This is a genomic window from Pseudomonas sp. EA_105y_Pfl2_R69 (assembly GCF_963970915.1).
GTDB lineage: Bacteria > Pseudomonadota > Gammaproteobacteria > Pseudomonadales > Pseudomonadaceae > Aquipseudomonas.
Map to the genome: position 1 here is coordinate 199,792 of NZ_CAXAOO010000002.1, position 25,206 is coordinate 224,997.

The 25,206-nt window shown below is 60.8% G+C and carries 24 protein-coding genes; 11 read left to right on the top strand and 13 right to left on the bottom strand.

The window, feature by feature from the left end; all coding sequences use genetic code 11:
- Window positions 1–69: 69 nt before the first annotated feature.
- The gene (gene malK / locus AACY13_RS06785) at window positions 70–1,185 is read left to right on the top strand and encodes a maltose/maltodextrin ABC transporter ATP-binding protein MalK (protein WP_339460276.1); all 1,116 of its coding nucleotides are present in this window, start codon (window positions 70–72) and stop codon (window positions 1,183–1,185) included.
- Window positions 1,186–1,278: 93 nt separating this feature from the next.
- Here the strand turns inward: malK and AACY13_RS06790 are convergent, their stop codons facing one another.
- The 6 genes from AACY13_RS06790 to AACY13_RS06815 form a co-directional block, all read right to left on the bottom strand.
- Entirely contained in the window at window positions 1,279–1,767 is a 489-nt protein-coding gene (locus AACY13_RS06790) for a GlcG/HbpS family heme-binding protein (RefSeq protein ID WP_339460278.1), read from the bottom strand.
- Between the two features lie 98 nt (window positions 1,768–1,865).
- A complete protein-coding gene (locus AACY13_RS06795; RefSeq protein ID WP_339460279.1) occupies window positions 1,866–2,492 on the bottom strand; it encodes a response regulator transcription factor in 627 nt (208 codons plus the stop codon).
- Window positions 2,489–3,940: a sensor histidine kinase gene (locus AACY13_RS06800; RefSeq protein ID WP_339460280.1), complete on the bottom strand. Its 1,452-nt coding sequence runs from the start codon at window positions 3,938–3,940 to the stop codon at window positions 2,489–2,491. The genes AACY13_RS06795 and AACY13_RS06800 overlap by 4 nt, the downstream gene beginning before the upstream one ends.
- A gap of 429 nt (window positions 3,941–4,369) precedes the next feature.
- On the bottom strand, window positions 4,370–5,371 hold the full coding sequence (locus AACY13_RS06805) for a lysylphosphatidylglycerol synthase domain-containing protein (RefSeq protein WP_339460282.1): 1,002 nt from the start codon (window positions 5,369–5,371) through the stop codon (window positions 4,370–4,372).
- Complete coding sequence (clsB, locus tag AACY13_RS06810) at window positions 5,368–6,594, bottom strand: cardiolipin synthase ClsB (RefSeq protein ID WP_339460284.1); 1,227 nt, start codon at window positions 6,592–6,594, stop codon at window positions 5,368–5,370. The genes AACY13_RS06805 and clsB overlap by 4 nt, the downstream gene beginning before the upstream one ends.
- A complete protein-coding gene (locus AACY13_RS06815; protein WP_339460285.1) occupies window positions 6,591–7,391 on the bottom strand; it encodes an endonuclease/exonuclease/phosphatase family protein in 801 nt (266 codons plus the stop codon). Before AACY13_RS06815 ends, clsB begins: the two co-directional genes overlap by 4 nt.
- A 371-nt stretch (window positions 7,392–7,762) precedes the next feature.
- On the opposite strand from AACY13_RS06815, the gene AACY13_RS06820 reads away from it, so the two are divergent.
- The 3 genes from AACY13_RS06820 to AACY13_RS06830 all read left to right on the top strand — a co-directional run bounded on the left by AACY13_RS06820 (window position 7,763) and on the right by AACY13_RS06830 (window position 10,891).
- Entirely contained in the window at window positions 7,763–8,398 is a 636-nt protein-coding gene (locus tag AACY13_RS06820) for a glutathione S-transferase (protein WP_339460286.1), read from the top strand.
- Between the two features lie 349 nt (window positions 8,399–8,747).
- Window positions 8,748–9,797: an NAD(P)-dependent alcohol dehydrogenase gene (locus tag AACY13_RS06825; protein WP_339460287.1), complete on the top strand. Its 1,050-nt coding sequence runs from the start codon at window positions 8,748–8,750 to the stop codon at window positions 9,795–9,797.
- Between the two features lie 65 nt (window positions 9,798–9,862).
- Window positions 9,863–10,891 (top strand): alpha/beta hydrolase, encoded by a 1,029-nt coding sequence (locus tag AACY13_RS06830; protein WP_339460288.1) that lies wholly within the window; start codon window positions 9,863–9,865, stop codon window positions 10,889–10,891.
- An 83-nt stretch (window positions 10,892–10,974) separates the two neighbouring features.
- On the opposite strand, the gene AACY13_RS06835 is transcribed toward AACY13_RS06830, so the two are convergent.
- Genes AACY13_RS06835 through AACY13_RS06845 form a run of 3 tightly spaced genes read right to left on the bottom strand, consistent with a single transcriptional unit; the run spans window position 10,975 to window position 13,523 of the window.
- Window positions 10,975–11,538: a nucleotidyltransferase family protein gene (locus AACY13_RS06835; RefSeq protein ID WP_339460290.1), complete on the bottom strand. Its 564-nt coding sequence runs from the start codon at window positions 11,536–11,538 to the stop codon at window positions 10,975–10,977.
- Between the two features lie 7 nt (window positions 11,539–11,545).
- A complete protein-coding gene (locus AACY13_RS06840; RefSeq protein WP_339460291.1) occupies window positions 11,546–12,553 on the bottom strand; it encodes a GTP 3',8-cyclase MoaA in 1,008 nt (335 codons plus the stop codon).
- Window positions 12,543–13,523: an XdhC family protein gene (locus AACY13_RS06845; protein WP_339460292.1), complete on the bottom strand. Its 981-nt coding sequence runs from the start codon at window positions 13,521–13,523 to the stop codon at window positions 12,543–12,545. The genes AACY13_RS06840 and AACY13_RS06845 overlap by 11 nt, the downstream gene beginning before the upstream one ends.
- A 613-nt stretch (window positions 13,524–14,136) precedes the next feature.
- Between AACY13_RS06845 and AACY13_RS06850 the strand changes: the two genes are divergently transcribed.
- The 5 genes from AACY13_RS06850 (at window position 14,137) to AACY13_RS06870 (ending at window position 18,682) form a co-directional block, all read left to right on the top strand.
- Window positions 14,137–14,583 carry a (2Fe-2S)-binding protein gene (locus tag AACY13_RS06850; RefSeq protein WP_339460294.1) on the top strand — a complete coding sequence of 149 codons (447 nt, stop codon included), beginning with the start codon at window positions 14,137–14,139 and terminating at the stop codon, window positions 14,581–14,583.
- Window positions 14,584–14,587: 4 nt separating this feature from the next.
- Window positions 14,588–16,828, top strand: a complete 2,241-nt coding sequence (locus AACY13_RS06855; protein ID WP_445262540.1) for a molybdopterin cofactor-binding domain-containing protein — start codon at window positions 14,588–14,590, stop codon at window positions 16,826–16,828.
- A 91-nt stretch (window positions 16,829–16,919) separates the two neighbouring features.
- On the top strand, window positions 16,920–17,351 hold the full coding sequence (locus AACY13_RS06860) for a (R)-mandelonitrile lyase (RefSeq protein WP_339460952.1): 432 nt from the start codon (window positions 16,920–16,922) through the stop codon (window positions 17,349–17,351).
- A 24-nt stretch (window positions 17,352–17,375) separates the two neighbouring features.
- Complete coding sequence (locus tag AACY13_RS06865) at window positions 17,376–18,191, top strand: carboxymuconolactone decarboxylase family protein (protein WP_339460296.1); 816 nt, start codon at window positions 17,376–17,378, stop codon at window positions 18,189–18,191.
- 77 nt (window positions 18,192–18,268) lie between these two features.
- The gene (locus tag AACY13_RS06870) at window positions 18,269–18,682 is read left to right on the top strand and encodes a cyclophilin-like fold protein (protein WP_339460297.1); all 414 of its coding nucleotides are present in this window, start codon (window positions 18,269–18,271) and stop codon (window positions 18,680–18,682) included.
- Between the two features lie 201 nt (window positions 18,683–18,883).
- Here AACY13_RS06870 and AACY13_RS06875 read toward each other — a convergent pair whose 3' ends face one another.
- The 3 genes from AACY13_RS06875 to AACY13_RS06885 form a co-directional block, all read right to left on the bottom strand.
- Window positions 18,884–20,077 carry an MFS transporter gene (locus tag AACY13_RS06875; RefSeq protein ID WP_339460298.1) on the bottom strand — a complete coding sequence of 398 codons (1,194 nt, stop codon included), beginning with the start codon at window positions 20,075–20,077 and terminating at the stop codon, window positions 18,884–18,886.
- A gap of 323 nt (window positions 20,078–20,400) precedes the next feature.
- Window positions 20,401–21,294, bottom strand: a complete 894-nt coding sequence (locus tag AACY13_RS06880; RefSeq protein WP_339460300.1) for a LysR family transcriptional regulator — start codon at window positions 21,292–21,294, stop codon at window positions 20,401–20,403.
- Window positions 21,295–21,404: 110 nt separating this feature from the next.
- On the bottom strand, window positions 21,405–21,758 hold the full coding sequence (locus AACY13_RS06885; RefSeq protein ID WP_339460302.1) for a cyclophilin-like fold protein: 354 nt from the start codon (window positions 21,756–21,758) through the stop codon (window positions 21,405–21,407).
- A 440-nt stretch (window positions 21,759–22,198) separates the two neighbouring features.
- Between AACY13_RS06885 and AACY13_RS06890 the strand changes: the two genes are divergently transcribed.
- Window positions 22,199–22,870, top strand: a complete 672-nt coding sequence (locus AACY13_RS06890; protein ID WP_445262541.1) for an NADPH-dependent F420 reductase — start codon at window positions 22,199–22,201, stop codon at window positions 22,868–22,870.
- A gap of 6 nt (window positions 22,871–22,876) precedes the next feature.
- Here the strand turns inward: AACY13_RS06890 and AACY13_RS06895 are convergent, their stop codons facing one another.
- Window positions 22,877–23,785, bottom strand: coding sequence for a LysR family transcriptional regulator (locus AACY13_RS06895; RefSeq protein WP_445262542.1), 909 nt, complete (start codon window positions 23,783–23,785; stop codon window positions 22,877–22,879).
- A 248-nt stretch (window positions 23,786–24,033) separates the two neighbouring features.
- Between AACY13_RS06895 and AACY13_RS06900 the strand changes: the two genes are divergently transcribed.
- Window positions 24,034–25,152 (top strand): MBL fold metallo-hydrolase, encoded by a 1,119-nt coding sequence (locus AACY13_RS06900; RefSeq protein ID WP_339460303.1) that lies wholly within the window; start codon window positions 24,034–24,036, stop codon window positions 25,150–25,152.
- Window positions 25,153–25,206: the final 54 nt, after the last annotated feature.

Below are 25,206 nucleotides of genomic sequence, written 5' to 3' on the forward strand. Positions count from 1 at the left end.
GCAAGCTGGCTCCTACGAGTTCCGGCTTGGTCGATTCTATTCGGCCCGGCCCTGTTGGAGAGAAATCATATGGCTAGTCTCACCCTGCGCAATATCTGCAAGAGCTACGACGGCACCGCGATTACCCGCGATATCAACCTGGACATCGAGGACGGCGAGTTCGTGGTCTTCGTCGGTCCGTCCGGTTGCGGCAAGTCGACCCTGCTGCGGCTGATCGCCGGACTCGAGGACATCAGCTCCGGCGATCTGCTGATCGACGGCCAGCGGGTCAACGAGCTGCCGCCGATGGACAGGTCGGTGGGCATGGTGTTCCAGTCCTACGCGCTTTATCCGCATATGACGGTCGCCGAGAACATGGCCTTCGGCCTCAAGCTGGCCAAGGTCGACAAGGGCGCGATCCAGCGCAAGGTCGAGGAAGTATCGCGCATTCTGCAGCTCGACCAGTTGCTCGAGCGCCGGCCCAAGGACCTCTCCGGTGGCCAGCGTCAGCGCGTGGCCATCGGCCGCACCCTGGTGCGCGAGCCCAAGGTGTTCCTGTTCGACGAGCCGCTGTCGAACCTCGACGCCTCCCTGCGGGTGCAGATGCGCATCGAGATCTCGCGCCTGCACCAGCGCCTCAAGGCCACCATGGTCTACGTCACCCACGACCAGGTCGAAGCCATGACCATGGCCGACAAGATCGTGGTGCTCAACGCCGGGGAGATCGTCCAGATCGGCCAACCGCTGCAGCTCTACCATTATCCGCAGAGCCAGTTCGTCGCCGGCTTCCTCGGCTCGCCGCAGATGAACTTCCTCAAGGTCAGGGCGCTCAGGGCCAGCAGCGAGGCGGTGGAGATCGAGATGCCCGGCGGCTACCGCATGCCGGTGCTGGTCGACGGCAGCGCCGTGGAAATCGGCGAGGAGCTGACCTTGGGCGTGCGTCCGGAGCACTTCGTGGCTCCCGAACAGGCCGATTTTGCCTTCCACGGCGAGGTCGCCGTGGCCGAGCGTCTGGGCGACCACAACCTGATCTACCTGACCCTGGAGGGGGTCGGTGAGATGGTTACGGTGCGCGGCGACGGCAACCTGCGGGTCGCGGTCGGGCAGACCTTCGCCGCCGGCCTGATGGCCAGCAAATGCCACCTGTTCCGCGCCAACGGCCAGGCCTGCCCACGGCATTACCGCGAGCCGGCGATCTACGGCTGAGAGGGGAGCTGCAGCAGAACCCAGCACTTTCTGTCGGCAGTACAACGCAGCCTGTCGGAGTCGTTGGACAGGCTGCGCTAAGACCGCAATCTCTTACTTGAACAGTGCAGCGTTGGCGGCCAGAACTTCGTCGGCGCACTGTGCGTCCAGGTGGCCGCCAGGGGCACCGGCCACGCCGATCGCGCCGATCACGCTATCGCCGGCCTTGACGGGTACGCCACCGCCCAGCAGTAGGAAGCCCGGGATATCGGTCAGGTTGGCAGCCCCTGGGTTCTTCTGCGCGTTTTCCATGATGGTCAGGGTCGGCGTCTTGGCAGAGGCGGCGGTGAAGGCCTTGGCGCGGCTGGCTTCGATGCTGTGCGGGCCTGCGTTGTCAGCGCGTGCGAAGGCTTTGAGCAGGCCGGCGCGGTCCACCACTGCGGCACTGACGTTGTAGCCCTTGGCCTGGCAGGCCGCGACTGTGGCGACCGCCAGTTTCTGGGCGTCGGCGCTGGAGAGGTTGTTTTCTTGCAGTACGGCGGCATTGGCGGCACCGGCGCAAGTCAGGGCGCAGAACAGGGCGGCGAGCGAGTAACGAGGCATGGCTATGTCCTTTTCGTGAATCGAGTTGAGGAGTAGCCAGTGTGAGCAGTGCGCATCTTTCAGGGTATTCGCCCGACTACGCCCGGGACTCCGTAGTACTACGGAGGTGGCGCGTCCAGCAGGCCGGCGTACTGGCGGATAAGCTGCGCCAGCGAGTCGGCTGCGAGTTTGTCGAAGACGTTGGCCCGATAGGTCTCCACGGTGCGCGGCGATAGATTGAGTTCGCGGGCAATTTCCTTATTGCTCATGCCCTGGACGATACGCACCAGGACCTCGTGCTCGCGCCCGGAGAGTCGCGCCAACCGCTCGGCGGCGGCCTGGGTCACTGCCTGGCGTTCACGGCTGGCGACATGGCTGCGCACGGCTGCCTGAACGGCATCCAAGAAGACGTCAGCGTCTACTGGCTTCTGCAGGAACTCCATGGCCCCGCCCTTGAAGGCGCGGCGGCACAGGTCGACGTTGGCGTGACCGGTGAGCATCACCACCGGCAGGTCGGAAATCTCCGCCAGTCTGGCCAGCACGTCCAGCCCGCCGATACCCGGCATGCGGATGTCCAGCACCACGCAGCCGATCGAGTGTGGCGACAACGACGCGAGGAAGGCTTGGGGATCGCCATGCCCCTCGCTGAGCAACCCGACGCTGCGCAGCAACAGCGCAAGGCCATCGCGTACGGCTTCATCATCATCGACCAGGTAAACCAGCGGGGAGTGTGCGGGCAGGCTCATACGTCGGCTCCGGCGAGGGGCAGGTGCAGCGTGAAGCAGGCACCCACAGGGTCGAGATTGTCCGCCGTGAGGCGGCCGTCCATGGCACCGGCAAGGGTTTCGCACAGCGCCAGGCCCAGTCCCATGCCTTGCGCGCGGGTGGTGTAGAAGGGTTCGAACAGCCGCGGCAAGGCCTCGCCAGGGATGCCGGGGCCGTTGTCGCTGACGCTGAATTGATAGCCCGCGCCGTCGCAGCCGCCGCTCAGGGCGATGCTGCGGGGCGGCGGCACATCGGCCAGCGCGTCGGCTGCGTTCTGTACCAGGTTATGCAGGATCTGCTCGAGCGCCACCCGATCTCCCAGCGGGCTGGCACCGGGGCTTGCATTGCGCCAGCTCAGGCGGATGCCGCGGCGTGTCAGCTCCCTTTCACGCAGGAACAACAACGAAGCCGCCAAGGCATCCGGATCCACCGCCACGCGTGGCGAGGGCGCGCTGGGCTGCACCAGCTCGCGCATGCGGCTGATGATGTCCGCCGCCCGGCGGGCCTGGCCGGCGCTGGCGAGCAATGCCTGGCGCACTGCGGGCCGCTCCTCCTCGTCATCCAACAGGCGTTCGGCGGCACGCACCTGCGCGAGGATGGCCGTCAGCGGCTGGTTCAATTCGTGGGCGATGCCTGCGGCCATTTCTCCCAGGGTGTTCAGACGTGTCATCGCCGCCAGACGCATCTCTTCCTGGCGTCGTCGCGCCTCGGCGCGCGAGTGCCGCCAGGCCGCGCTGCTGGCGGCCAGCAGATAGCTGGCTAACGCCCAGGCCAGCCACTCGGTCCAGGGCCAGTCGCTGGGCGTGAGTCGGTACCAGCTGTGCACGGGGAACGGTTGGCTGAGCGCCCCCAAGGTTTTTTGCAGGCTCATGTCCCAGCCCATTGAGCCAACCGCGGACTGGCGCGCCAGCAGCGTCAATGGTTCGGCCCCCACATCCAATGTCAGGGTGCCAAGTGTGGGGGGGAAGTCGGCAGCGGCTATCAATAGCCGGGCGTCCAGCAACAGGCTCCAGTTCGATGGGGAGACCAGCCAGTAGCGTGACTGGTCCAGTGCGAGGGTGACGGGCCGCCCCACCTGGCGGGCCTGTTCGACCGCGGCCAGCATGCCGGGTGGCGAGGCGCTGCTGCCCACCCAAGTCCCATCGCGCAGGTAGCCAAGGCCCTGCAGCTGCGGCATGGCCGGCTGCAGGCTGAGCAGCAGCTGTTCGGGACTGGGCGGATGCTCTAGCGCGGCCAGCGTGGCCAGCACCGCCTCGTGCTGCACGACCTTCTGGCTGAGCATGCGCTGCGCGATGCTGGTGCTCTGGAAGAAGCGCTCGTAGCGCTCGGCATGCTCCTGCCAGCCGATCCAGGTCGCAACGGGGCAGAACAGAACCAACCAGAGAGTCAGGGTGCGGATGTTCGTCAGGGGCTTCACGGCGAATATCATGCCTGCCACCTCGGACTCCAGCCATCCGTAGGGCTACGGAGGGCTGGAGCAGTCAGCTGGCGGAACAGGTGTGAGGGAGAAAGAGCATGCATCCGTTCGGCCTGATCGCGGGAGGTGGGGCGGTACGGTCAGCTTCAGTTCAGCGGGTATGCGAGTCAAGCTGATGCGGCCTTTGTCCGCACGGACGCCAGGTTTGCTTGCAGCCGTCCTGCTGTCAGGCCGTGCATGGGCGCGGCGTAGCCTACGGATTTCGGTTTGGTGCTTGGTTTCGATGATCCGCAAGGGACTTCTCTATGCCTACCCCGTCGTCTTTATCCAGGGTCTGATCGGTACCCTGCGCCGGGTGTTGTCGCCGCACCGGCTGGCACGTGCTGGCCTGGGGCAGGGACGTCTACCCATGGGCGTACCCCGCTCGGCGCACGGCCTTGCTCAAGGCTTGTCGAGTGTCGCCTGCTTGTGCTGGTTGCTCTGCCGCATGCGTTTGGCCTGTATTTCGAGCAGCGCATAGCCAAGCCCGGCCAGCGCCAGCGGCAGCAGGTAATAGACCACCCGGTAACCGATCAACCCCGCCAGTAGCACGCCGATCGAGGCCTGCTGCTGCAGCAGGGCGATAAACACCACCTCCATTACGCCGAGCCCGGCCGGGATATGGGTGATTACCCCGGCGAAGGCGCTGACCAGCAGGGCACCCAGCACGGCCGGGTAGCCGAGTTGGGCCGGCAGCAGGATGTTCAGCACCAGGGCCATCAGCGCCCAGTTGCTGGCACCGAGGGCGACCTGCAGCAGGCCCATGCCCAGCGAGGGCAGATAGATTTCGTGGCCGCGGATCGTCCAGTAGCGCCGGCGCGAGAAGGCACAGAGCAGCAGATAGCCCAGCAGCAGGACCAGCAGCCCGCCACCGAGCAGGCGCAAGCCGGGGATGCCGAGCTCCCAGCCCGCCGGCGGCACGATCAGGCCGAAGGCCAGGACCACCCCGAGCAGGCCGCTGTAACCCAGCCAGTTGGTCATCAGGCTGAGGGTGAGGACCTTGGTGATCTCGGACGGACGCAGGCCAAGCTGCGAGTAGAGGCGAAAGCGCAGGCCGATACTGCCGATCCAGGCACCGAGATTGAGGCCGAACGCGTAACAGACGAAGGTGACCGGCAGGACCTGCCGGAGCGGCAGGTGATGGCGGGTATAGGCGCGGCCGATCAGGTCGAAGCCGCTGTACAGCGCGTAGCTGGCGAAGGCGGTGGCCGCGGCCAGGAGCAAGGTGCTGGTGCGGTAGCCGCGCAGCGCCGCGAGCAGTTCCTGCCAGTCCAGGCGGCGGGTGAGGGCGACCAACAGGCCCAGCACCAGGATAAAGAACCCCAGGCCCAGCAGGCGTTTGCCGAGCGCCCGCCAGTCGCGTCTGGCGCTAGATACGGGGGCCTGGCGGCGTTGCTTGCTCATTGGCGTTCGCGCCGCAGGGTGTCGTTGCGCGCCGCCTTGGCCGGCCCATGGGGCTGCAGCAGGGCGAGCTTCGGGGTGTGCGCCGGCAGCCAGCCGATCCAGGCCGGAAAGTGGCGCAGCAAGTGGAAACCGAGGAACACCAGCGGCATCCGCCAGAAGGTCCAGCGCGCCAACTGCGCCTGACTGATCGCCTGGCAATGCTCGCTGGCCAATGCCTGCAGGTGCTCGAACAACTGCCGATTGAAGGTGCGGTCGCGGATGATCAGGTTGGCCTCCAGGTTCAGCGACAGGCTCAGCGGATCTAGATTGCTGGAACCGACGGTGGCCCACTGGTCATCGACCAGAGCCACCTTGCCGTGCAGCGGCCGGCTGTCGTACTCGAGGATGCGTACGCCGCCGCGCAGCAGGTAGTCGTAGAGGATCCGGGCACTGAAGCGGGCGATTGGCATGTCCGGCTGGCCCTGCAGGATCAGCTCGACCCTGACCCCGCGCAGCGCCGCGCGGCGAATCTCGCGCAGCAGCCGGTAGCCGGGAAAGAAGTAAGCGTTGGCGATCAGCAGGCGCTGGCGCGCGCTGCGGATGGCCAGCAGATACTGCCGCTCGATGTCGTTGCGGTGTTTGCGGTTGTCGCGGATGGTCAACTGCGCCTGGCCCGCGGCCTGGCTATCTGGCTTGGTTCTGGCCCAGCGCGGCCCGCCGCGGCGCAGGCGCTCGGGCGGCACCAGCATGGCCTGGACGTATTGCTGGATATCCTGCACCACCGGGCCTTCGACCTCGACGGCGTAATCCTGTTTGGCCTCTGGGCCGTAATCGGCCAGGTGATCGGCGGAAAAGTTGATCCCGCCGACGAAGGCCTGGCGGCCATCGATCACTACCAGTTTGCGGTGCATGCGGCGGAACAGGTTGGTGCGCATGCCCAGCAGGCGCGGTTGTGGGTCGAACATGTGCACGCGCACGCCGACCTCGCACAGGGCCGTGACGAACGCGCCGCTGAGGTCGGCGGAGCCATAGCCATCCACCGTCAATTCGACGCTGACCCCGCGTTCGGCGGCGGCAATCAGTTCGGCCTGCAGCTGGCTGCCGACCTTGTCCTCGAAGAGGATAAAGGTCTCGATCAGCACCTCCCGTTCGGCCGTGCGGATGGCCGCGAACACCCGCGGAAAAAACGCCTCGCCGTTGATCAGCAGGTTCAGGCGGTTGCCTGCGCGCCAGGGAAACCTCATAGGCGGATCTCCACCGCCAGCGGCAGGTGGTCGGACAGGTGCGACCAGGGCCGGGTCGAGAGTATCCGCGGCTCATGGCTGCTGGCGTTGCGCACGTAGATGCGGTCCAGGCGCAGCAACGGCCAGCGTGCCGGAAAACTCCGGGCGAACCTGCCATGGGCCCGCTCGAATACTTCGTGCAACCCAACCTCGCTCGCCAGCAGGCGCGTGGCGCGCAGCCGCCAGTCGTTGAAGTCCCCGGCCACCACCACCGGCACCTTGGCTGGCAAGCTGTCGAGCAACTCGCAGAGCAGCTGCAGCTGCTGCTGGCGGTGCTGCTCGCGCAGCCCCAGGTGCACGCAGATGGCATGCAGCTGGCGTTGCGCGGGCAACTGCAGGACGCAGTGGAGCAGGCCGCGGCACTCCGGCCCGGCGATCGAGATGTCGATGTTGCGCTCGCTGACGATGGGGAACTTCGACAGCAGGGCGTTGCCGTGGTCGCCGTCCGGGTAGACCGCATTGCGGCCATAGGCGAAGTCGTTCCACATGCTGTCGGCGAGAAACTCGTACTGCGGCGTCGGCGGCCAGTTGTGCAAGCGCCGCGAGTGGCGTGCATGGGCCCCCTGCACCTCTTGCAGGAACACCACTTCCGCCGAGACCTTGCGCACCGCATCGCGCAGCTCATGGAGGATGAAGCGGCGGTTGAACAGGGCGAAGCCCTTGTGCGTGTTCACCGTCAGGATCCGCAGGCTGTGCACCGGCTCGGCGTGTTCCAGGGGTTGTCCGCCACTGCTTGGCCTTGCGCTATCGGTTTTCACATCTCTGCTCCTGGTTGCGCGTCCGGCGGGCGCTCCGTTCGAACAGCAACAGCGTCCGCTCGCCGGCCTGGCCATCGCGCCACTGCTCGATGCTCATCTGCTCGCCGCTGGGCACCTGTCAGGCCACGTCCTTGCCCCCAGTGCTTCATTGTAGGTGCCGGTCGGCCAGCCCGCTCGGCTCATCAGACCTTGGACGTGTTGTACCCGCGTCAGCGGCCAGGCCGGCCCACGGCATTACCGCGAGCCGGCGATCTACGGCCGAGACCAGCGGGCCTGCAGACCGCGTGTGCCAGGGCAAAGCGCAGTGGTGCGCAAGGCATACCTTGCGCGCTAAGCTGCGGCGCTAGCGTAATTGTGCGCAAGGAGCCGCCATGCAATTGATCGGAATGCTCGACTCGCCCTACGTCCGCCGTGTGGCGATCTCCCTGCAGTTGCTTGAGCTGCGCTTCGAACACCGGGCTCTCTCGGTGTTCAGTACCTTCGCTGAGTTCCAGCGGATCAACCCGCTGGTCAAGGCACCGACGCTGATCTGCGACGACAGCACCGTGCTGATGGAATCCGGGTTGATTCTCGACTACGCCGAAACCCTGGCCGCGCCCCGAAGCCTGATGCCAAGTGGGCTGGCGGAAAGAGTGCGGGCGCTGCGCATCATCGGCCTGGCGCTGGCTGCCTGCGAGAAAAGCGTGCAGGTGGTCTACGAGCACAATTTGCGACCGCAGGAGAAACGCCACCAGCCCTGGCTGGACAGGGTGGTCGGCCAGCTGCGAGCGGCCTGCCAGGCGCTGCAGGATGAGTGGGCGGGGCGGGTGCCCGAGCTGAGCGAGGCGACTATCGACCAGGCCGCAGTGACCACGGCGGTGGCCTGGCAGTTCGCCGTGCAGATGCTGCCCGAGCTGATCGAGCCGGCGCAGTATCCGGCGTTGGCCGAGCTCTCGGCCCGCGCCGAGCGCCTGCCGTCCTTTCGCGCCGCCCCCCATGGCCTCGGCACCTGCAGCGCCTCGGTCTGATCGGCGCGATGGACGAGGTGCTGCTTAGATACGGTGCTGCTTGCTGTTCGGGGTGGCAGCCACCGTGTATCGATCTGGCCGAGCGCTGAACATTGCGCTCAGCGCAGACAGGCAGAATCGGCCAAAAGCAGTCACTCGCTAGAGCTGGATCGTATTCATCATGAATATGCAAACCCCGCATATTTTAAGGGTGCAATAAGCGTCGTAGCAGTAGAGCACCAATTTTGATTAATCAATCAGGCGCATAGAAGCATCCGATTACCCCACCTTACTGCATGCGGCGGGCTGTCATAAATTAACTGCATATCCCTTCTCTGGGACATGGCGCATTTATGAACAGGAGCACCACATGACTGTAAAAGCCTACGGCACCCTCGCCGGCGACAAGCTCCTTGAACCGATAGAGATCAGTCGTCGTGCAACGGGCGCTCACGATGTGCAAATCGACATTGCCTATTGCGGCATCTGCCACTCAGATCTGCACCAGGCTCGCGGAGAATGGGCGGGCACCCAGTTCCCCTGCGTTCCCGGCCACGAAATCGTCGGCCGGGTGGCGGCCGTTGGTGCACACGTCTCTAGCTTTAAGCCAGGCGATCTTGTCGGGATTGGCTGTATCGTCGACAGCTGCAAGCACTGCGAGGAGTGCGAAGTCGGCCTGGAAAACTACTGTGACGATATGGTCGGCACCTACAACTTCCCGACTGCAGATGAGCCGGGCTACACCCTTGGCGGTTATTCGCAGCAGATCGTCGTGCATGAACGTTACGTGCTACGCATCCGCCACTCCGAAGAGCAGCTAGCCGCAGTGGCCCCGCTACTGTGCGCGGGAATCACAACGTATTCACCGCTGCGCCACTGGCAGGCAGGCCCGGGCAAGAAGGTGGGTATCGTCGGAATCGGGGGCTTGGGTCACATGGGCATCAAGCTGGCCCATGCGATGGGTGCCCATGTGGTTGCGTTCACGACATCCGAGTCCAAGCGCGAAGCCGCCAAGGCTCTGGGTGCCGACGAGGTCGTGGTGTCACGCAACATCGATGAGATGGCGGCTCATATCAAGAGCTTCGACCTGATCGTCAATACCGTGGCGGCTCCACACAACCTGGACGCTTTCTTAACCCTGCTTAAGCGCGACGCCACCATGACTATGGTCGGTGCGCCAGCCTCGCCGCACTCATCACCAAACGTGCTGAACATGATCATGAAGCGTCGCTCAATTGCCGGCTCCATGATCGGCGGCATTGCCGAGACCCAGGAAATGCTGGATTTCTGCGCCGAGCACAACATCGTCTCGGATATTGAGTTGATCCGGGCAGAACAAATCAACGCGTCCTATGAGCGGATGCTCAACAGCGACGTCAAGTACCGCTTCGTAATCGACATTGCCACTCTGGCGACCTGATCCCATAGGGTGTCCCAGAATCTATGGGCCGCCTGCCACGCAAATACGTGAATAAGGAATAACCAATGAAAAAGCTCTTTTTGTTACTCGGATTTTTAGTCAGCTCATTCTCAGTAGTAGGTGCAGATATGTCTAATGGCGCTAATAATTTTTATACCAGCGATAAGGTGGCCGTGCAGAAGGTCACCTTTAAAAATCAATATAAAATGACCGTCGCAGGGAATCTTTTCATTCCCAATGACCTGGATCGCAGTGCGAAAAACCCTGCGATAGTTGTCGGCCACCCGATGGGGGCGGTGAAGGAGCAAAGTGCGAACCTGTATGCCACGAAAATGGCTGAACAGGGCTTCGTGACCCTGTCTATCGATTTACCCTTCTGGGGTGAGAGCGAAGGCCAGCCGCGCAACGCAGTGCTGCCCGACCTCTATGCAGAGAGCTTTAGCGCTGGGGTAGATTTCCTGCGTACTCAGTCTTTTGTCGACAGAGAGCGGATTGGTGCATTAGGTATCTGTGGTAGTGGCAGCTTCGTGATCAGCGCGGCCAAAATTGACCCTCGAATGAAGGCAATTGCTACCGTCAGCATGTACGACATGGGCGCAGCCAACCGCAATGCGTTGAATCACTCGCAGACACTCGAACAGCGCAAGCAGATCATTGCCGCGGCAGCCGAGCAGCGTGACGTGGAGTTCGCCGGCGGTGCTGTCCAATACACGGGCGGCACCGTGCATGAACTGACTGCAGACACTCACCCCATTCAGCGTGAGTTCTATGATTTCTACCGCACCGCGCGTGGCGAGTACACCCCTGAGGGCGGCTCGGCGCAGACCACCACCCAGCCGACGCTGACCAGCAACGTCAAGTTCATGAATTTCTATCCATTCAACGATATCGAGACAATCTCTCCTCGTCCCATGCTGTTCATCACCGGCGAAAACGCCCACTCCAGAGAGTTCAGCGAGGAGGCCTTCAAGCTTGCCGGTCAACCCAAGGAGTTAGTGGTCGTTCCTAACGCCGGCCACGTGGATCTTTATGATCGCGTCAACCTGATCCCGTTTGACAAGCTGACTGCATTCTTTCGTGCAGGGCTGAAGTAACTCCCAGCCACGCAGAACAGGCTGATATACAAAAACCGGTCTGAGCGCGCGACGCTCAGACCGGTTTTTTATTTTCAGTGTCTTTATTCAACAAACCCAGGGGTATCAATGTCTCGCAGGATGCCGAGGTCATTCAGCTGCAAGCGGCGAATCGCCTGCGGATACGCTTGAAGCACGGGTTTGGCCCCCACGTCTCCACTCAGCCCCTGCAAGTCAGGCCAGAATCTACGACCGAATATCACCGGGTGTCCTGGCTGCCCTTGGAAGGTTGGTACGACGATATGGTCTGGCGATGCCAGAGCGAGCAGATAACCCAGGCTATCTGCGCTGATCCATGGCATATCGCCAAGGATGATAGCCACTGCATCCGCCCTCGACCGTTCACTGATGGCCCGCATAGCGCTGGCCAAACTGTGGCCCATGCCGAGTGCGGCGGACTCGCTGCGCACCACCCTCACACGCTCAGCCACACCCAGTGCGGCGCTATCGTCTTCAGGGCGCAGCACCACCCAGACGTCTTCAAGCTGCGAGCAGGGCAAGACCAGGCTCGCGCCGAGCAATGTCTGCCCGGAACGGAGTCGAGCGCAGCGCTTGTCGCTGCCGAAGCGGCGCGAAAACCCTGCCGCGAGCACCAGCCCGGCAACCACCTGGCTCCTATCCACCGATTACCCTCATGATCATCACGTCGCCGGAAAAGCGCTCCGCCTGTTTGTCTGCCAGCGCACGCCGGGACAGTTCACCAATGGCTGCCAGCGCCTCTTCTCTGGGCAGTTCAAGTACATCGCCCAAATAGTGGCTGCGGCTGGACGACAGGCAGCCATGCAGCCAGCCCGTTGAGCTAAGGCGTGCGCGCGTGCAGCCGCCGCAGAACGGTGCGCTCTCGTTGGCGATGATGCCGAAGCTGCCAAGGCCGGCAATCTCGAAGCGCTGCGCGGTGGCATCCGCCGCACTGGGCGCAGCCTTGAACGCGTAGCGCTCGGCAATATTTTCAAGGATCTCGCGCATACCGAAGAACTGCTGCGTAAACATCTGGCCGTCACGAGCTAAGTGACCCATGCGCATCAATTCGATAAAGCGCAACTGCATACCGCGCCCCAGGCAGTAGTCGAGCATCGGCAGGATCTGTTCGTGGTTATGCCCACGCAGGGGCACCATGTTGATCTTCACCTGTAATCCGGCTTCGAGGGCCTGGTCAATGCCCCTGAGCACCTCGGTCAACTCACCGCCGCGGGCAATACGGCGGAATGCCAGGGCATCCAGAGAGTCCAGCGAGATATTGATGCGCTTGATCCCAGCATCCAGCAGTACCGGTAGCTTGCGCGACAACAGCTGACCATTGCTGGTGAGCGACACATCCTCGAACTCGAAACGCCCAAGCGCCGCCATGAAGTCATCGAACTGCGGGCTGATCAGCGGCTCGCCGCCGGTAACCCGCAAGGTGCGCAGGTCGTTGACTTGTTTGAGGTACTCCACCGCCAGCAGCAGCTTGGCCAGCGGCAGAGCATTTTTATCCGGATGCAGACGATTGCCATCAGGCACGCAATAGACACAGGCGTAGTTGCAGGCACTGGTCAGACTTACGCGCAGGTTGCGCAGACGACGCCCTTGAGAGTCGACGATCTGGCTGCGTTCGAGGCTCTGCGCTACAGGCTCAGAGTTCATCGCGCGGCCGAGCCCGGTATACACGGACAATATCGGCCATTGCTGCCAACGCGATTTCGGCCGGTGTCTTGCTACCCAAAGCCAAGCCGATGGGCATGTGCAAACGAGCAATGTCAGCCTCGCTCAAACCGCCGGAACGGCGCAGGCGTTCGGCCCTCACTGCAGAGGTGCGTTGCGAGCCCATGACGCCGATATAAAAAGCTGGCGTACGTACGGCCTCGATCATGGCGAGGTCATCGATACGCGGATCGTGAGTCAGTGCCACCACTGCCGTGGCCCGATGGCAACCATCGGCAGCGATGAATTGCGAAGGCAGCTCCTTGCGCACCTCGACGCCGGACACGTCGAAACGGCTATGCGCCTCCTCGCGCGGATCACAGACGATGACCTCGAAACCCAGAGTGCGGGCGAACTGTGCGCAAATCACAGAAACCGGGGAGATGCCGGCAATGATCAAGCGTGCGGCCGGACCGACGCGAATCTGCAGTGAATACCCATCCGCCGCCTCGCTCACGCGCGGCCCCAGGCCATCGTCCGCGTGCAACTGTGTTTGGCCGTCGCGCAAATCGACGTGACGGATCAGGTGGCGCTGCCCCAAGAGCGTGGCGCGCAGGCTTTCCAACTGATCCCAGGTGGCCGCTGCCGCAGGTAGGCACTCGATCAGAACCTTGAGTATGCCGCCACAGGGCAGTGCAATTCGTGAGCCCTGTGGCCCAGTGGGATCGCCATAGCGCAGCGTAGTAACCGTACAGTCGAACTCACCAGCCTGCAGCCGTTCGAGAAAGTCTTCCTCGACACAGCCGCCCGACAGCGAGCCAACATGCAGTCCATCACGGCGTGCAGCTAATAGCGAGCCGGGTTCACGCGGCGAGGAGCCGAACGTGCCCAGTACCGTACACAGCCATACCGTTTGCCCTGCGCGAGACCAGGCCAACGCCTGCTCGATAACCTGTAAATCCAGATGCTGCATAGTCAAGCGATCCAATTCTGCTCAATGAGCATCTGCTAAAAAACTGGTGGTTTGATGCACACGCAGCGCAATAACGCAGTGCGTCGCTCACCAGACCAAAACAGCTGAAACAACAGCCATTGCTAAGCAAACTTGTATCGAGGCTAACACCCTGATCACTGAGCGAATAAGTGGTCAGCAGTGCATGGGTGTATGAGCCAAATTGATTAATCCTTTGACGCCACGCCAAACACCGGGTCTACCGTTCCGAGTATCTCGGATAGGCATCGCATCTACAGATTTTGAAACACTCTGCGCCGGCCACCAGTTGCCCATGAATGCGTGGTTGCTCGCGCAAACATTGACCGCCACGGTAATCACCACCTCGATCCTATGTGCGCGCGACACACCATCAATACGGGCGCCGACCATGCTTGGCACTGTTCAGATAAGCCACCCGGAGCTAACTCTGGACAGAGCGATTCATCGATTAATTAATACAGTGCATAAGTCCATGCAGTTTTCTACCTACCTAGGTCGGCATTTGCTCGTCTAGGTTGGGAACTAATACACACGAACATCACATTGCTTGGCGCGTACGCCAAGAAACCCAAACCATTCGAGGAGTAGACCCATGGAGCTGATGATTAATGGGACAAAGCGCCAGATAGATTCCGCCCCAGATACGCCATTACTCTGGGTCATTCGCGAAGAGCTGGGCCTGACCGGCACCAAGTACGGCTGCGGCGCAGCCCAATGCGGAGCCTGCACCGTTCTGGCAGACGGGCGCCCCTTGCGCTCCTGCATCATGCCGGTCAGCGCCGTGCTCAATCAGGCCATCACAACCATCGAGGTTATCGAAGAAGACCCTGTGGGAAAGCGCGTGGTTGATGCCTGGGTCAAGCTTCAGGTGCCGCAGTGCGGTTACTGTCAGTCCGGCCAAGTGCTCACTGCCACGGCACTGCTGAAACAGAACGCCAAGCCTAGCGAAGCAGAAGTCGCATCCTCGATGCTCAACCTTTGTCGTTGCGGAACCTACAACGCGATCGCCGATGCGATGCAGCAACTGGCCAAAGGTTAAGGAGATGACACCCATGCACATGTCCTCGATGACCGACAGTCTGCCTACAGACGGCAAACCGCTGAACTTGTCCCGCCGCCGCTTCCTGGGTGGCTCAATGGGCGCGCTGGTACTGGGCGTACTACTGCCGGGTGAGGTACTGCGGGCTGCTCAGAGCGCGACTGCCGAGAACAAACCCGGCACCCGCATTCCCGCCTTTCTGGAAATCCGCCCTGACGGCACAGCACTGCTGCGCTGCCCTTTCGTTGAAGGCGGCCAAGGTATCTACACGGCATTCGCACAGATTGTCGGCGAAGAGCTGGATATCGCCCCCGAGCGTTTTTCTGTGGAATGCGCACCACCTGGTGCTGACTACCTGATGGTCAATGGCAACCGCTTCACAGGCGGAAGTTTTTCGGTGCGCTCCAGCTATGACGCGATGCGCCGCCTCGGTGCATCGGCACGCCATATGTTGCTGCAGGTCGCCGCCGCCAAGCTAAACGTGCCAATTGACAGCCTCAGCACACAGCCGGGGAGCGTGTTGCATTCGGCCTCAGGTCGCAGCTTTGGCTATGGCGAACTGGCCGCAGTCGCCGCGGCACTGCCGGCTCCTGAAAATGTATCACTGCGTGCCAAGGAAGATTTTCGCTGGATTGGTAAGTCCGTACCTCGCCTCGATGCTCACGACAAAGCTACCGGCAGGGTGCAGTACAACATCGATACCCAGGTCGAAGGCATGCTGCTAGCAGCTGTGCAACACGCCCCTCGCATGGGTGGCGAGCCAGGCGCTATCGCCAACGAGGCGGAGGTCAAAGCCATGCCCGGCGTGCACTCGATCCACCGGCTTCCTGGCGCAGTGGCGGTGGTCGCCCAGCGCTGGTGGCAAGCCCGCAGGGCCGTGGAGTCGTTGAAGGTAAGCTGGAGCGAAGCAGCCCCGGGTACCCCGCATGCTATGCCGGCAGATTTTTCCTCTGCTGGTATGCGCGATGCGCTCGCTGCCAAGCCCGGTCCAGGCGTTGCTGCCGAAGACATCGGCGACACGGCTAAAGCCCTTGAGAATGCCAGCCAGGTCATCGAGGCGACCTACGATGCGCCCTACCTGGCCCACGGCCAACTGGAGCCACCATCGGCCATTGCCCGCTGGAATGCAGATGGCACTCTAGAGCTGTGGCTGCCTAACCAAGCGCCGGAGCTGTTCCAACAGAGCGCAGCTAAAGCCGCCGGTATGGCTCCAGAGAAAGTCATTATTCACTCTCCGCCGCTAGGTGGTTTCTTCGGCAGACACTTCTTGTACGGCACGGCGAATCCCTTCCCTCAGGCCATTCAATTGGCCAAGGCGGTTGGTCGTCCGGTGAAGCTGATTTGGAGCCGCGAAGAGGAGTTTCTCCGCGATGCGTTTCGTCCCATGGGCCTGGCACGCTTGCGTGCGGGAATCGATGCAAATGGTCTGCCGGTTGCTTTGTATGCCGAGGCTGTAGGGGAAAGCCCTACCGAGCGCTGGTTCGGTCATCAGCCCGACAAAGCCAACGGCGCGGCGGTTGAAGGTATTGCCGACAAGCACTATGCGATCCCCAATCGACGGGTCGCACAGGTCTATCTTGAGCATCCGCCGACCATCGGTTTCTGGCGCTCGGTCGGGCACTCAATGAACGACTTCTTCTATGAGTCGTTCTTCGATGAAGTGGCCGATGCTGGCAAGCAAGACCCGTACGAGCTGCGCCTGCGTCTGCTGGCTGACAAACCACGGCACAAGGCCCTGCTGCAAGCAGTCGCTGAGCTATCGGGCGGTTGGAAGCGCGGCCCCTTCACGGCGAGCGACGGCAGCAAGCGCGCCCGTGGTGTGGCTATGGCCTCGCCCTTTGGCAGCGAAGTGGCCACCATCGCCGAGGTTTCTATCCAGGGCGGCTCAGTCGTAGTGCATGACGTCTGGGTGGCCTTTGATCCCGGCAGCGTCGTCAACCCGGCGATTGTCGAGGCTCAAGTGGCATCCGCCGTAGCCCTGGGGCTTTCCTCCACCTTGCTGGAAGAAGTCGTGTACGAGAACGGCATGCCCCAAGCGCGCAACTTCGGTGCCTACGCGATCCTGCCGCCTAACCGTATGCCTCGTGTACATGTGCGCATAGTCGAGAGTGGTGCTCCAATGGGTGGCGTTGGCGAACCGGGCTTACCGGGCGTTCCACCAGCGGTAGTCAATGCGGTAGCGGTACTCACCGGGCAACGCGTGCGCAGCCTGCCGCTGTCCAAGACGCGCTTTGCCGATGCCTGATCGCGCCCCCGACATCGCCTTATTGACCCACTGCATGAGAGAAAAATTGATGCCTCTAAAAAAGCCTATTCAGAGCACTCTGCTGCTCGCAATGCTTTGCACTGGTAACGCTTTTGCCGATGGAATCAAGGTAATCGCCAATGGCGCTCAACCCAGTGTAACGGGCTCCAGCGACTACTTCTCCGGTGCGGTAGTGGTCGACCCGTTAATGGCTCCTGCTGGTGACTACAGTGGGGTCACTGGCGCTAATGTCATGTTCGCCCCCGGCGCACGCTCAGCCTGGCATACCCACCCACGCGGGCAGACGCTGATCGTCACCTCCGGCACCGGCTGGATACAGGAGTGGGGTAAGGACAAGCACGTGATCAAACCTGGCGATGTCATTCAAATCGTGCCTGGTGTCAAACACTGGCATGGCGCAACCAGCACCCAGAGCATGCGTCATATCGCCATTCAGGAGTTGCTCGACGGCAAGAACGTCGAATGGCTGGAGCAGGTCAGCGACGCTCAGTACGCGAAATGACCGCAAACATAGATGGAGTTTGATATGCGGATTCTGCAACAGCCACTGCGATCAGCTGCCGTAGCGACGCTGTCGCTATTGGCATCGGTTTGCGCTCAGGCCGCAGACCTGGCTCAGCCGCAAGCCGGGTTCGCCAATCCTGGCGCGCCTACACTGGCGCAAGTACGAGCCGTAGCACCAGCGCTTGAGCACTACACAGGCAATACCCTGCTGGGCGACCTCTGGCACCGCCCGCAGCTTTCGCCGCGCGACCGCAGTATTGTCACCCTGGCGGCCCTGATTGCGCGGAATCAACAGGCGGAAATGGCCTATCACTTCGACCTAGCACTCAACAATGGCGTTATGCCGAGCGAGATTTCCGAGCTCATCACTCACCTGGCGTTCTACTCGGGCTGGGGTAATGCCATGGCAGCCGTGGCAATCGCCAGCGGCGTGTTCGAGCGGCATGGCGTGAAGGCCGAGCAGTTACCCCAGGTCGAGGTCGAGCCACTGCCTCTTGATGAAGAGGCCGAAGCACGGCGCGAGACCCTGGTCAGGGAAAACTTCGGCGAGACCGCCCCCGGCGTCGTTCAGTTCACCACCGATACCCTGTTCCACGACCTCTGGCTAAGGCCGGGTCTGGCACCGCGCGATCGCAGCCTGGTGACGGTAAGCGCGCTGATCGCTTCCGGTCAGGTGGCGCAGATTCCCTTTCACCTGAACAAGGCTATGGATAATGGCATGACCCAGACCCAGGCCTCGGAAGTGCTCACCCACCTGGCGTTCTATGCCGGCTGGCCGAACGTGTTTTCGGCGTTGCCGGTAGCCAAGGAAGTGTTCGCAAAACGGGCAGCAGATTAACTGCTGTTAAGCCGATGTCGACGAATACTCGGCAGCCTTGGCGCAGTGCCTGGCTGCTGCATATAAGGAGAACCGATATGCTCCGTGCTTTTTTAACCGTCAGTACGCTGGCTCTTACAGTTACAGCAGGAGCCGCCTTGGCTCAGGAGAAGATTTCGATCAGCTCAGAATGGGGCAATGTGACAGCCACGTTGGACGACAACAAAACCACACGGGCGCTTTTAAAGCAGCTGCCAGTCACGATAGAGATGCGTGACCACCTGCGACAAGAGAAGACGGGGGATCTTCCGGCTGGCCTGCCGCAGTCCTCTCGCCAGCAGGATTTCTCCGTAGGCACCTTGGGGCTATGGGGGCCAGACCACTTTGTCATCTACTACCGTAGCGGTCGCGTCCCCCTGCCTGGAATCGTGATACTTGGAAAGGTCGAGGGCGATGTGTCGATATTCGACAGGCCTGGCCCGATTAAGGTGCTGGTAGAGCGAGCGAAGTAAGGCGTGGGGTGTCTTATTGATGCGAAACCGTTACGGTCATCACAACCTTTCTTATGCCGATTTCACACGTCGGCTTCGCTATTTTTTCTATGACGGGGGCGATGTTTACTGCGGTATCGCAGTCGGTGGGCGCTAGGGCATTCGGCCGCAGTTGACGAACACCCCGTTTACTCTTGCGCAGCATCTACCCTACGCCCGCGATCAGGCAGAGACAGCCCGCTGCAGCCGCGTTCCGTTACCCACCACCATTGCCGACAGCATCAACAACCCCGCACCGCCAACCAAGGGTGCCGCAACGCTCAGATGATCCAGCAAGCTGCCGCCCAATGCACCGCCGAGCATGATCGCCAGCTGGATAGCAGCCACCATCAAGCCTCCGCCACTTTCAGGTTCATCGCTGATTTCCTGCGCCAGCCAGGTAGACCAACAGACCGGTATCGCGGCGTTCAAGGCCCCCCAGCCTGCCATCATGGCAGCAGCAGCCCAGAACGCATGGCCCAGTTCCATTAGTCCAAGGGTCACGGCAGCCAGAGCCAGTGGCAACCAGCGCAGCAACGGATAGAGGTAGCGCCTTTGCAGCATCGCACTGGCGCTGTAGGTACCCAGGAAACTGGCCAATCCCAGGCCCAAGAGCAAAACCGACAACTGACTTGCACCAACGCCTGTTTCCGCCTCAAGAAAAGGCCGCAAGTAGGTGAAGGTCGCAAAAGCACCCGCAAACGTCAGCATCACCGCCGCCATACCAAAGGCGACACTCCGGCGCTTGAGCAAGCCGAATAATCTGGTAAGTGGGATCGCCGCCTGAGCGGGCATGGAAGGTAGGCTCTTGGCTTGCCACAGCAGATTGATCAGTACGAACGGCACCAAGCCAAAAAACACCACTCGCCAGCCAAACAAGCCCCCAAGATAGGCCCCCATTGGAGCAGCGAAGGCGGTCGCCACTGCATTACCCATATAGATCATGCCCAACGCCTTTGGAACATCCTCTGCAGGCACCAAACGAATCACCGTCGCCGTGGACAAGGCCCAAAAGCCGCCAATTGCCAAGCCCAGTAGCGCGCGTGCAATCATCAGCCAGACAAAGCTCGGTGCCAGGGCGATCAATACCAGCGACACCAACATCAACAACGTCATCGACAGCAGCACATTACGCCGATCAAAACGGCTGGCGATGGGGGCGATACACAGACTGGCAATAACGGCGAACAGACCAGAAATGGAAATCGCCTGACCAGCCATGCCTTGCGTGGACTGCAGGTCGCTGGCAATCGGCGTCAGCAGGCTCACCGGCATAAACTCGGAGGCGATCAGCATCGCCACACAGAGTGCCATGGAGCCTACTGCGCTCCACATCTGCAACCTAGCCGAAGCAGGCATGACATCTGAAATCGACATGGGAGTTCCTCTGAAAATCGAAGCGCAGCGCCGCTTGCCCGGACAAAAGGGCAAACGCCAGGTTGTGGCGCAAGGAGAGTGGGTAAAGAGAATCCTGGCATGGCGAAGAGCGAGGCGACCTGCCTCAACACCATGGCCTTGGTGCATATGATAAAAGCTAGAGACTTGCTAAAAACGCAACAAACCTAAAAGGTAGCATGAGCCCAATTAATCAATAGGACCCACAGAAAACTACCTGAGGACTCAGGCTAGGAGGGCAAAGAGAAGTAGCCAGCCCCGGCGTAGGCTGGCTTAACGGCTAATGCGTGGCGATGAAAAAGCACTTACTCAGTATGCCGCAGCGCCTCTATAAGTACCGTCATCGCACGCGATGCTTCTCGCTCGCTCGAATAGATCAGGTGGTAGCCGGGAAAGGTTTGCCACCAATCTTGTAACACCGGCAACAGCCGGCCAGCATCCAAATGTGCCCGGGCCAGATTCTCCGGCACATAGGCCAGACCGAAGCCAGAGACTGCTGCCTGCACGATTTGATTGATGCCGTTGAACACCAGTGTTCCACCCACCTTGGCGTTCACTTCCCGCTTACCTTTCTTCAACTCCCAGGCATAAAGCCCGCCGCGAGTGGGTAGGCGCAGGTTGATGCAATCGTGATCAACTAAATCCTGCGGCTTGCTTGGCATTTCGCGAGATGCGAGGTACTCGGGAGCGCCAACAACGGCAAAGCCCAGATCCGCTCCGATGCAGATTGCTTCGGTATCCTTCGCCAGTACGTCACCAAGACGCACGCCGAAGTCATAGCGCTCGGTCACAATGTCGGTCAGCCCGTAGTCGACGATAATTTCGACCTTGATCTGTGGGTAGGCCGGCAGAATCTTGGCAAGTTTTGGCCATAGCAGGGTATCGATAGCATGATCCGTGGCAGTAATGCGGATGGTTCCGGCCGGCATGTCGCTCAACTCGACCACCGCTGCCAGCTCCGACTCGATCTCCATGAGCCTTGGTTCCACCGCACGCAGCAGGCGTTCGCCTGCCTCGGTGACCGATACACTGCGCGTCGTACGCGTTAGCAGGCGCAGCCCGACTCGTGCTTCAAGCCCGCGGATGGTGTGGCTGAGCATCGATTGCGACATACCTAGCTGAGCGGCAGCTCGGGTAAAACTACGCTCTCGTGCAACGGCAATCAGCGCCACTAGGTCGCTGTAATTTTCTTTCGGCACTTATGAGCTTCCTGCATCGGTCAGACAGCACTTTAGCAACCCACGCTAACGGCCGCAGCATTGGTTCTACCAGCCTTACGCATTCGTCCTGTGGACACGCAGGCCAACAGTCAGCGACCGGAGAGACTGATGGTGGCCTTGAGCTGCCCAGGAAGACGCAGCAGCTCAACGCCCGAATCAAGCATGCCTAGCTTCACCAGACCACTGGAGTAGCGAAAGTCCTTATGGAAGATGGCGAGATTTCCCCATGGCGCGTAATAAGCCAGATAGCCAACTTTTGGGGTAATACCGGCAGGCGCGCCTTGCGTCGACAAGCGCCGTGGTAGATCGCTGATCTTCTCCGTCGAAGCGTAATCCTCAAGAGTCAACGAGAGTGGCAGCAGAGCAGCGAAATCCCGAGCAGTCTCAGTGTCCTCAAGGGTTGCTGTGAGCGTGGTACCTTCAACTTCAATTGTGATCTGCATTGGAAACTCACGATGATCTGTCGGTCGAACGGAGGGGGCCATTCAGCAAGCACTGCTGGGGCGATTCATTCATCACCGACATGAGAAGTGTAATCGCCCCCACGACTTGAGTAATTTGGCCTGCTGGGTTGCACCTGACATCCTTCGCTAACCATTCGCTAGCAGAACGCAAGCCAAGGTTTCATGCATCCAGTTTCAGCGAATCGAGCTATGCAACAGATTCATTAAACAACGCACAGCATTACCACCCCCAGCAGCAGAAACGCACGTCAGCAGCCTATTATCGATACAGCGAATAGCCGGATGCGTACTCAGGTACATCACTCCGCCTTTGTTAAAAATAGTTAGGCTGGCTGATCTGAATCTACATTCCGTCTCAGCTCGTATGATCAACCCAGATCTGACCGCGGAGCGGCCAACAACACAAAAGGAATCAGTTGATGAAGATAGGCATCCTCGGCTCAGGACGCATGGGTGGCAATCTGGGCACCTTGTTTGCCCGGCTCGGTCATGACGTCACCTTCAGCTATTCGCGCAGTACCCAGCGTCTCGATCAGCTTGCGCAGAATGCCGGCGCAGGCGCACGAGCAGCTACACCGAGCGAAGCTGTTACGGACGCAGATGTGATACTGCTCGCCGTGCATTGGACGCAGGTGGAACACGTGCTTGGCCAGAGCGGCACCTTGGCGGGGAAAGTCGTAATCAGCTGTTGTAACCCACTCAATGCGGAAGACACCGAGCTGGTGATCGGCCACACCATTTCGGGGGCGGAAACGCTCGCCGCCAGACTACCCGATGCGCACATCGTGGCGGCGTTTCAGGCCACGCCAAGTGAAGTGATGTTCGACGTCTTCGCCGCAAGAGATAGCGCTCTGCGCCCGAGCCTGATCTTCTGTGGCGACGATGCCGCCAGTAAGACCATCGCTGCCGACCTGATCAGTGCTATCGGTTTCGATCCGGTAGATGTGGGTGCTTTGCGCATTGCACGCTACATCGAACCGTTCGCTATGCTCTCTGGCGTTCTGGCCTACGAAACCGACCAGGGGCCGGAGTGGGCCTATCGCTTTGCCAGGTTTGATCGGCTGTTCGGCTTGTCGTCGAGTTCGCGCTAGACCCTCCTACTGCTCGTGGCGCAAGGCAGCGATCAGCAGAGCCATTGCTCCCGAAGGTTGGCGGCGGCTGGGGTAATACAGATGAAAACCCGACCACAATGGACATGACTCTTGCAGGCACTGAACAAAGTGCCCGGTACGGATATAAGGCTCCGCCATTTCCTCGGGCACGTAGGCCAGTCCCAGGCCCGCCACAGCGGCATCAAGAACCTCGAAGATGCTGCTGTAAACCAGCTGACCGTCGACACGCACATTGATCTCGCGGCCATCCTGCTCAAACTCCCAGGCCCAGAGGCCACCATGAGTCGGCAAGCGGATATTGATGCAGTTATGCTGCACCAGATCTCCCGGTGTCTTAGGCACCTCACGCCCGGCAAAATAGCGTTTGGTGCCTACCACTGCGAAGCGAATATCTGGACTGATGCGTACTGCGATCATGTCCTGGGCAACCAGCTCCCCTAACCTCACACCCGCGTCATAGCGCTGCGCAGCCAGATCGACAAGTTGATTGTCGGCGACCAACTCGACCTTGATAGCCGGGTATTTGGGGAGAAATTTCTTCAACTTGGGGGAGAGAACTGTACGGATGGCGTGATCCGACGCGGTGATCCGCACCGTACCGGACGGGCTGTCACGCAGTTCCATGAGTGCTGCCAATTCGGCGTCAATCCCATCGAACTGCGGAGCGATATTACGCAGCAGCCGCTCCCCGGCAACCGTAGGACTGACCGTGCGAGAGTTACGCGCTAGCAGGCGCACCCCAAGGCTGGCTTCGAGTGACCTCACGGCGTGGCTTACCGCTGACTGGGACAAGCCCAGGCGGGCAGCGCCACGGGTGAAGCTACGCTCGCGCGCAACTGCGATGAACACCACCAGCCCGCTGAAATGGTCACGCAGATCATAATCCTGAATCATCTATGAACACCCTGCATATGTAGCCGAGAACCATACCACTGACTGCCGGGTTGCACAGTACAGCAGCCCGGCTGGATGGATGGAAGTTCGCGGCAATCATCTATCAAGCTGATGCATAGACCCATTCGAATTACCCACCTTACCTGCCATTGAGCGGATGGCCAGAATGGACAGCTCTTCGCTGCCACAGGTAAATGCCCCGCGCATGTTCTGGCTGCCGTACACCCTAAATATCACGCAGGTCATTAATGAAAACTCGCTGGTCTCGTATACCGTTGATGTTCGCTGCAGCAGCCATAAGTCTCGCAATCAGCGGCTATGCCTTTTTTCAGCATCCGCTTTTCGGCCAGCACCCCGAAGGGAATCGCCTTTCCCTGGTCGAGCAGTCAACGAATTATCGAAATGGCATTTTCCACAACCAGACCGATAGCCCGCTGCACACGTCAGATAGCTCGGAGCTTTCCATCCTCATAGATAGCCTTGTCAGCGAGCGAGGGCAGCCGAGACCGGAGGGCGTGATTCCAAGCACAAAGACCGACCTCAAGGCGCTGGATGTAAATGAGGATATGGTGATTTGGCTCGGCCATTCATCCTACTTCGTGCAACTGGACGGCAAGCGAATCCTACTCGACCCTGTGTTCAGCGCAAATGCTGCCCCCATACCGATGGCCAATCGGGCTTTCGCAGGCACCAGTATCTACACTGCGGAGGACATGCCGGACATAGATTTTCTGCTGATTACGCACGACCACTACGATCACTTGGACTACCCGACCATCACCGCGTTGCAGTCAAAAGTCGGGCAGGTTGTGACCGGACTCGGCGTCGGAACTCACTTCGAAGCCTGGGGCTATCCTACGGATCGCATTAGTGAGCTCGACTGGTATGACGCCGTTTCTCTGGAAGGGCTGAGTATCTACGCAACCCCGGCCCGTCACTTTTCCGGACGCACGTTTGATCGCAATCGCTCGCTCTGGGTAGGCTTTGCGCTAACCACTGTTTCAAGCCGAATCTTTTTCAGCGGCGATTCAGGGTATGCCCAGCATTTCACAGAGGTGGGTAATCGCTACGGTCCGTTCAATTGGGTAGCGTTGGACGCAGGGCAATATGACCCCCGCTGGGCAAACGTGCATATGAATCCCGAGGAGGCTGCACAGGCAGCTGAAGATCTTCGCGCCGCAGCATTCACCCCAGGGCACGTTGGCAGATTCTCGCTAGCCCCCCATGACTGGAACGATCCGTTCATTCGTATAACTACCGCTAGCAAAGGACGTAGCTACGAGCTGTGGACGCCCACCATCGGTAGCCCAATCCATCTCGATGGTCGCGGCCAGAAATATGCCCCTTGGTGGGAGACAACCAACTGACGTTATCCGATTTCAATCGGAAACGACTATCACCACTGCACTCGCCCTTAATGG

Bases quoted from the DNA above. Each gene is read 5' to 3' on its own strand.
- malK (WP_339460276.1), top strand. From the start codon at position 70: ATGGCTAGTCTCACCCTGCGCAATATCTGCAAGAGCTACGACGGCACC.
- AACY13_RS06790 (WP_339460278.1), bottom strand. From the start codon at position 1,767: ATGCCTCGTTACTCGCTCGCCGCCCTGTTCTGCGCCCTGACTTGCGCC.
- AACY13_RS06795 (WP_339460279.1), bottom strand. From the start codon at position 2,492: ATGAGCCTGCCCGCACACTCCCCGCTGGTTTACCTGGTCGATGATGAT.
- AACY13_RS06800 (WP_339460280.1), bottom strand. From the start codon at position 3,940: ATGATATTCGCCGTGAAGCCCCTGACGAACATCCGCACCCTGACTCTC.
- AACY13_RS06805 (WP_339460282.1), bottom strand. From the start codon at position 5,371: ATGAGCAAGCAACGCCGCCAGGCCCCCGTATCTAGCGCCAGACGCGAC.
- clsB (WP_339460284.1), bottom strand. From the start codon at position 6,594: ATGAGGTTTCCCTGGCGCGCAGGCAACCGCCTGAACCTGCTGATCAAC.
- AACY13_RS06820 (WP_339460286.1), top strand. From the start codon at position 7,763: ATGCAATTGATCGGAATGCTCGACTCGCCCTACGTCCGCCGTGTGGCG.
- AACY13_RS06825 (WP_339460287.1), top strand. From the start codon at position 8,748: ATGACTGTAAAAGCCTACGGCACCCTCGCCGGCGACAAGCTCCTTGAA.
- AACY13_RS06830 (WP_339460288.1), top strand. From the start codon at position 9,863: ATGAAAAAGCTCTTTTTGTTACTCGGATTTTTAGTCAGCTCATTCTCA.
- AACY13_RS06840 (WP_339460291.1), bottom strand. From the start codon at position 12,553: ATGAACTCTGAGCCTGTAGCGCAGAGCCTCGAACGCAGCCAGATCGTC.
- AACY13_RS06845 (WP_339460292.1), bottom strand. From the start codon at position 13,523: ATGCAGCATCTGGATTTACAGGTTATCGAGCAGGCGTTGGCCTGGTCT.
- AACY13_RS06850 (WP_339460294.1), top strand. From the start codon at position 14,137: ATGGAGCTGATGATTAATGGGACAAAGCGCCAGATAGATTCCGCCCCA.
- AACY13_RS06855 (WP_445262540.1), top strand. From the start codon at position 14,588: ATGACACCCATGCACATGTCCTCGATGACCGACAGTCTGCCTACAGAC.
- AACY13_RS06860 (WP_339460952.1), top strand. From the start codon at position 16,920: ATGCTTTGCACTGGTAACGCTTTTGCCGATGGAATCAAGGTAATCGCC.
- AACY13_RS06865 (WP_339460296.1), top strand. From the start codon at position 17,376: ATGCGGATTCTGCAACAGCCACTGCGATCAGCTGCCGTAGCGACGCTG.
- AACY13_RS06870 (WP_339460297.1), top strand. From the start codon at position 18,269: ATGCTCCGTGCTTTTTTAACCGTCAGTACGCTGGCTCTTACAGTTACA.
- AACY13_RS06875 (WP_339460298.1), bottom strand. From the start codon at position 20,077: ATGTCGATTTCAGATGTCATGCCTGCTTCGGCTAGGTTGCAGATGTGG.
- AACY13_RS06885 (WP_339460302.1), bottom strand. From the start codon at position 21,758: ATGCAGATCACAATTGAAGTTGAAGGTACCACGCTCACAGCAACCCTT.
- AACY13_RS06890 (WP_445262541.1), top strand. From the start codon at position 22,199: ATGAAGATAGGCATCCTCGGCTCAGGACGCATGGGTGGCAATCTGGGC.
- AACY13_RS06895 (WP_445262542.1), bottom strand. From the start codon at position 23,785: ATGATTCAGGATTATGATCTGCGTGACCATTTCAGCGGGCTGGTGGTG.
- AACY13_RS06900 (WP_339460303.1), top strand. From the start codon at position 24,034: ATGAAAACTCGCTGGTCTCGTATACCGTTGATGTTCGCTGCAGCAGCC.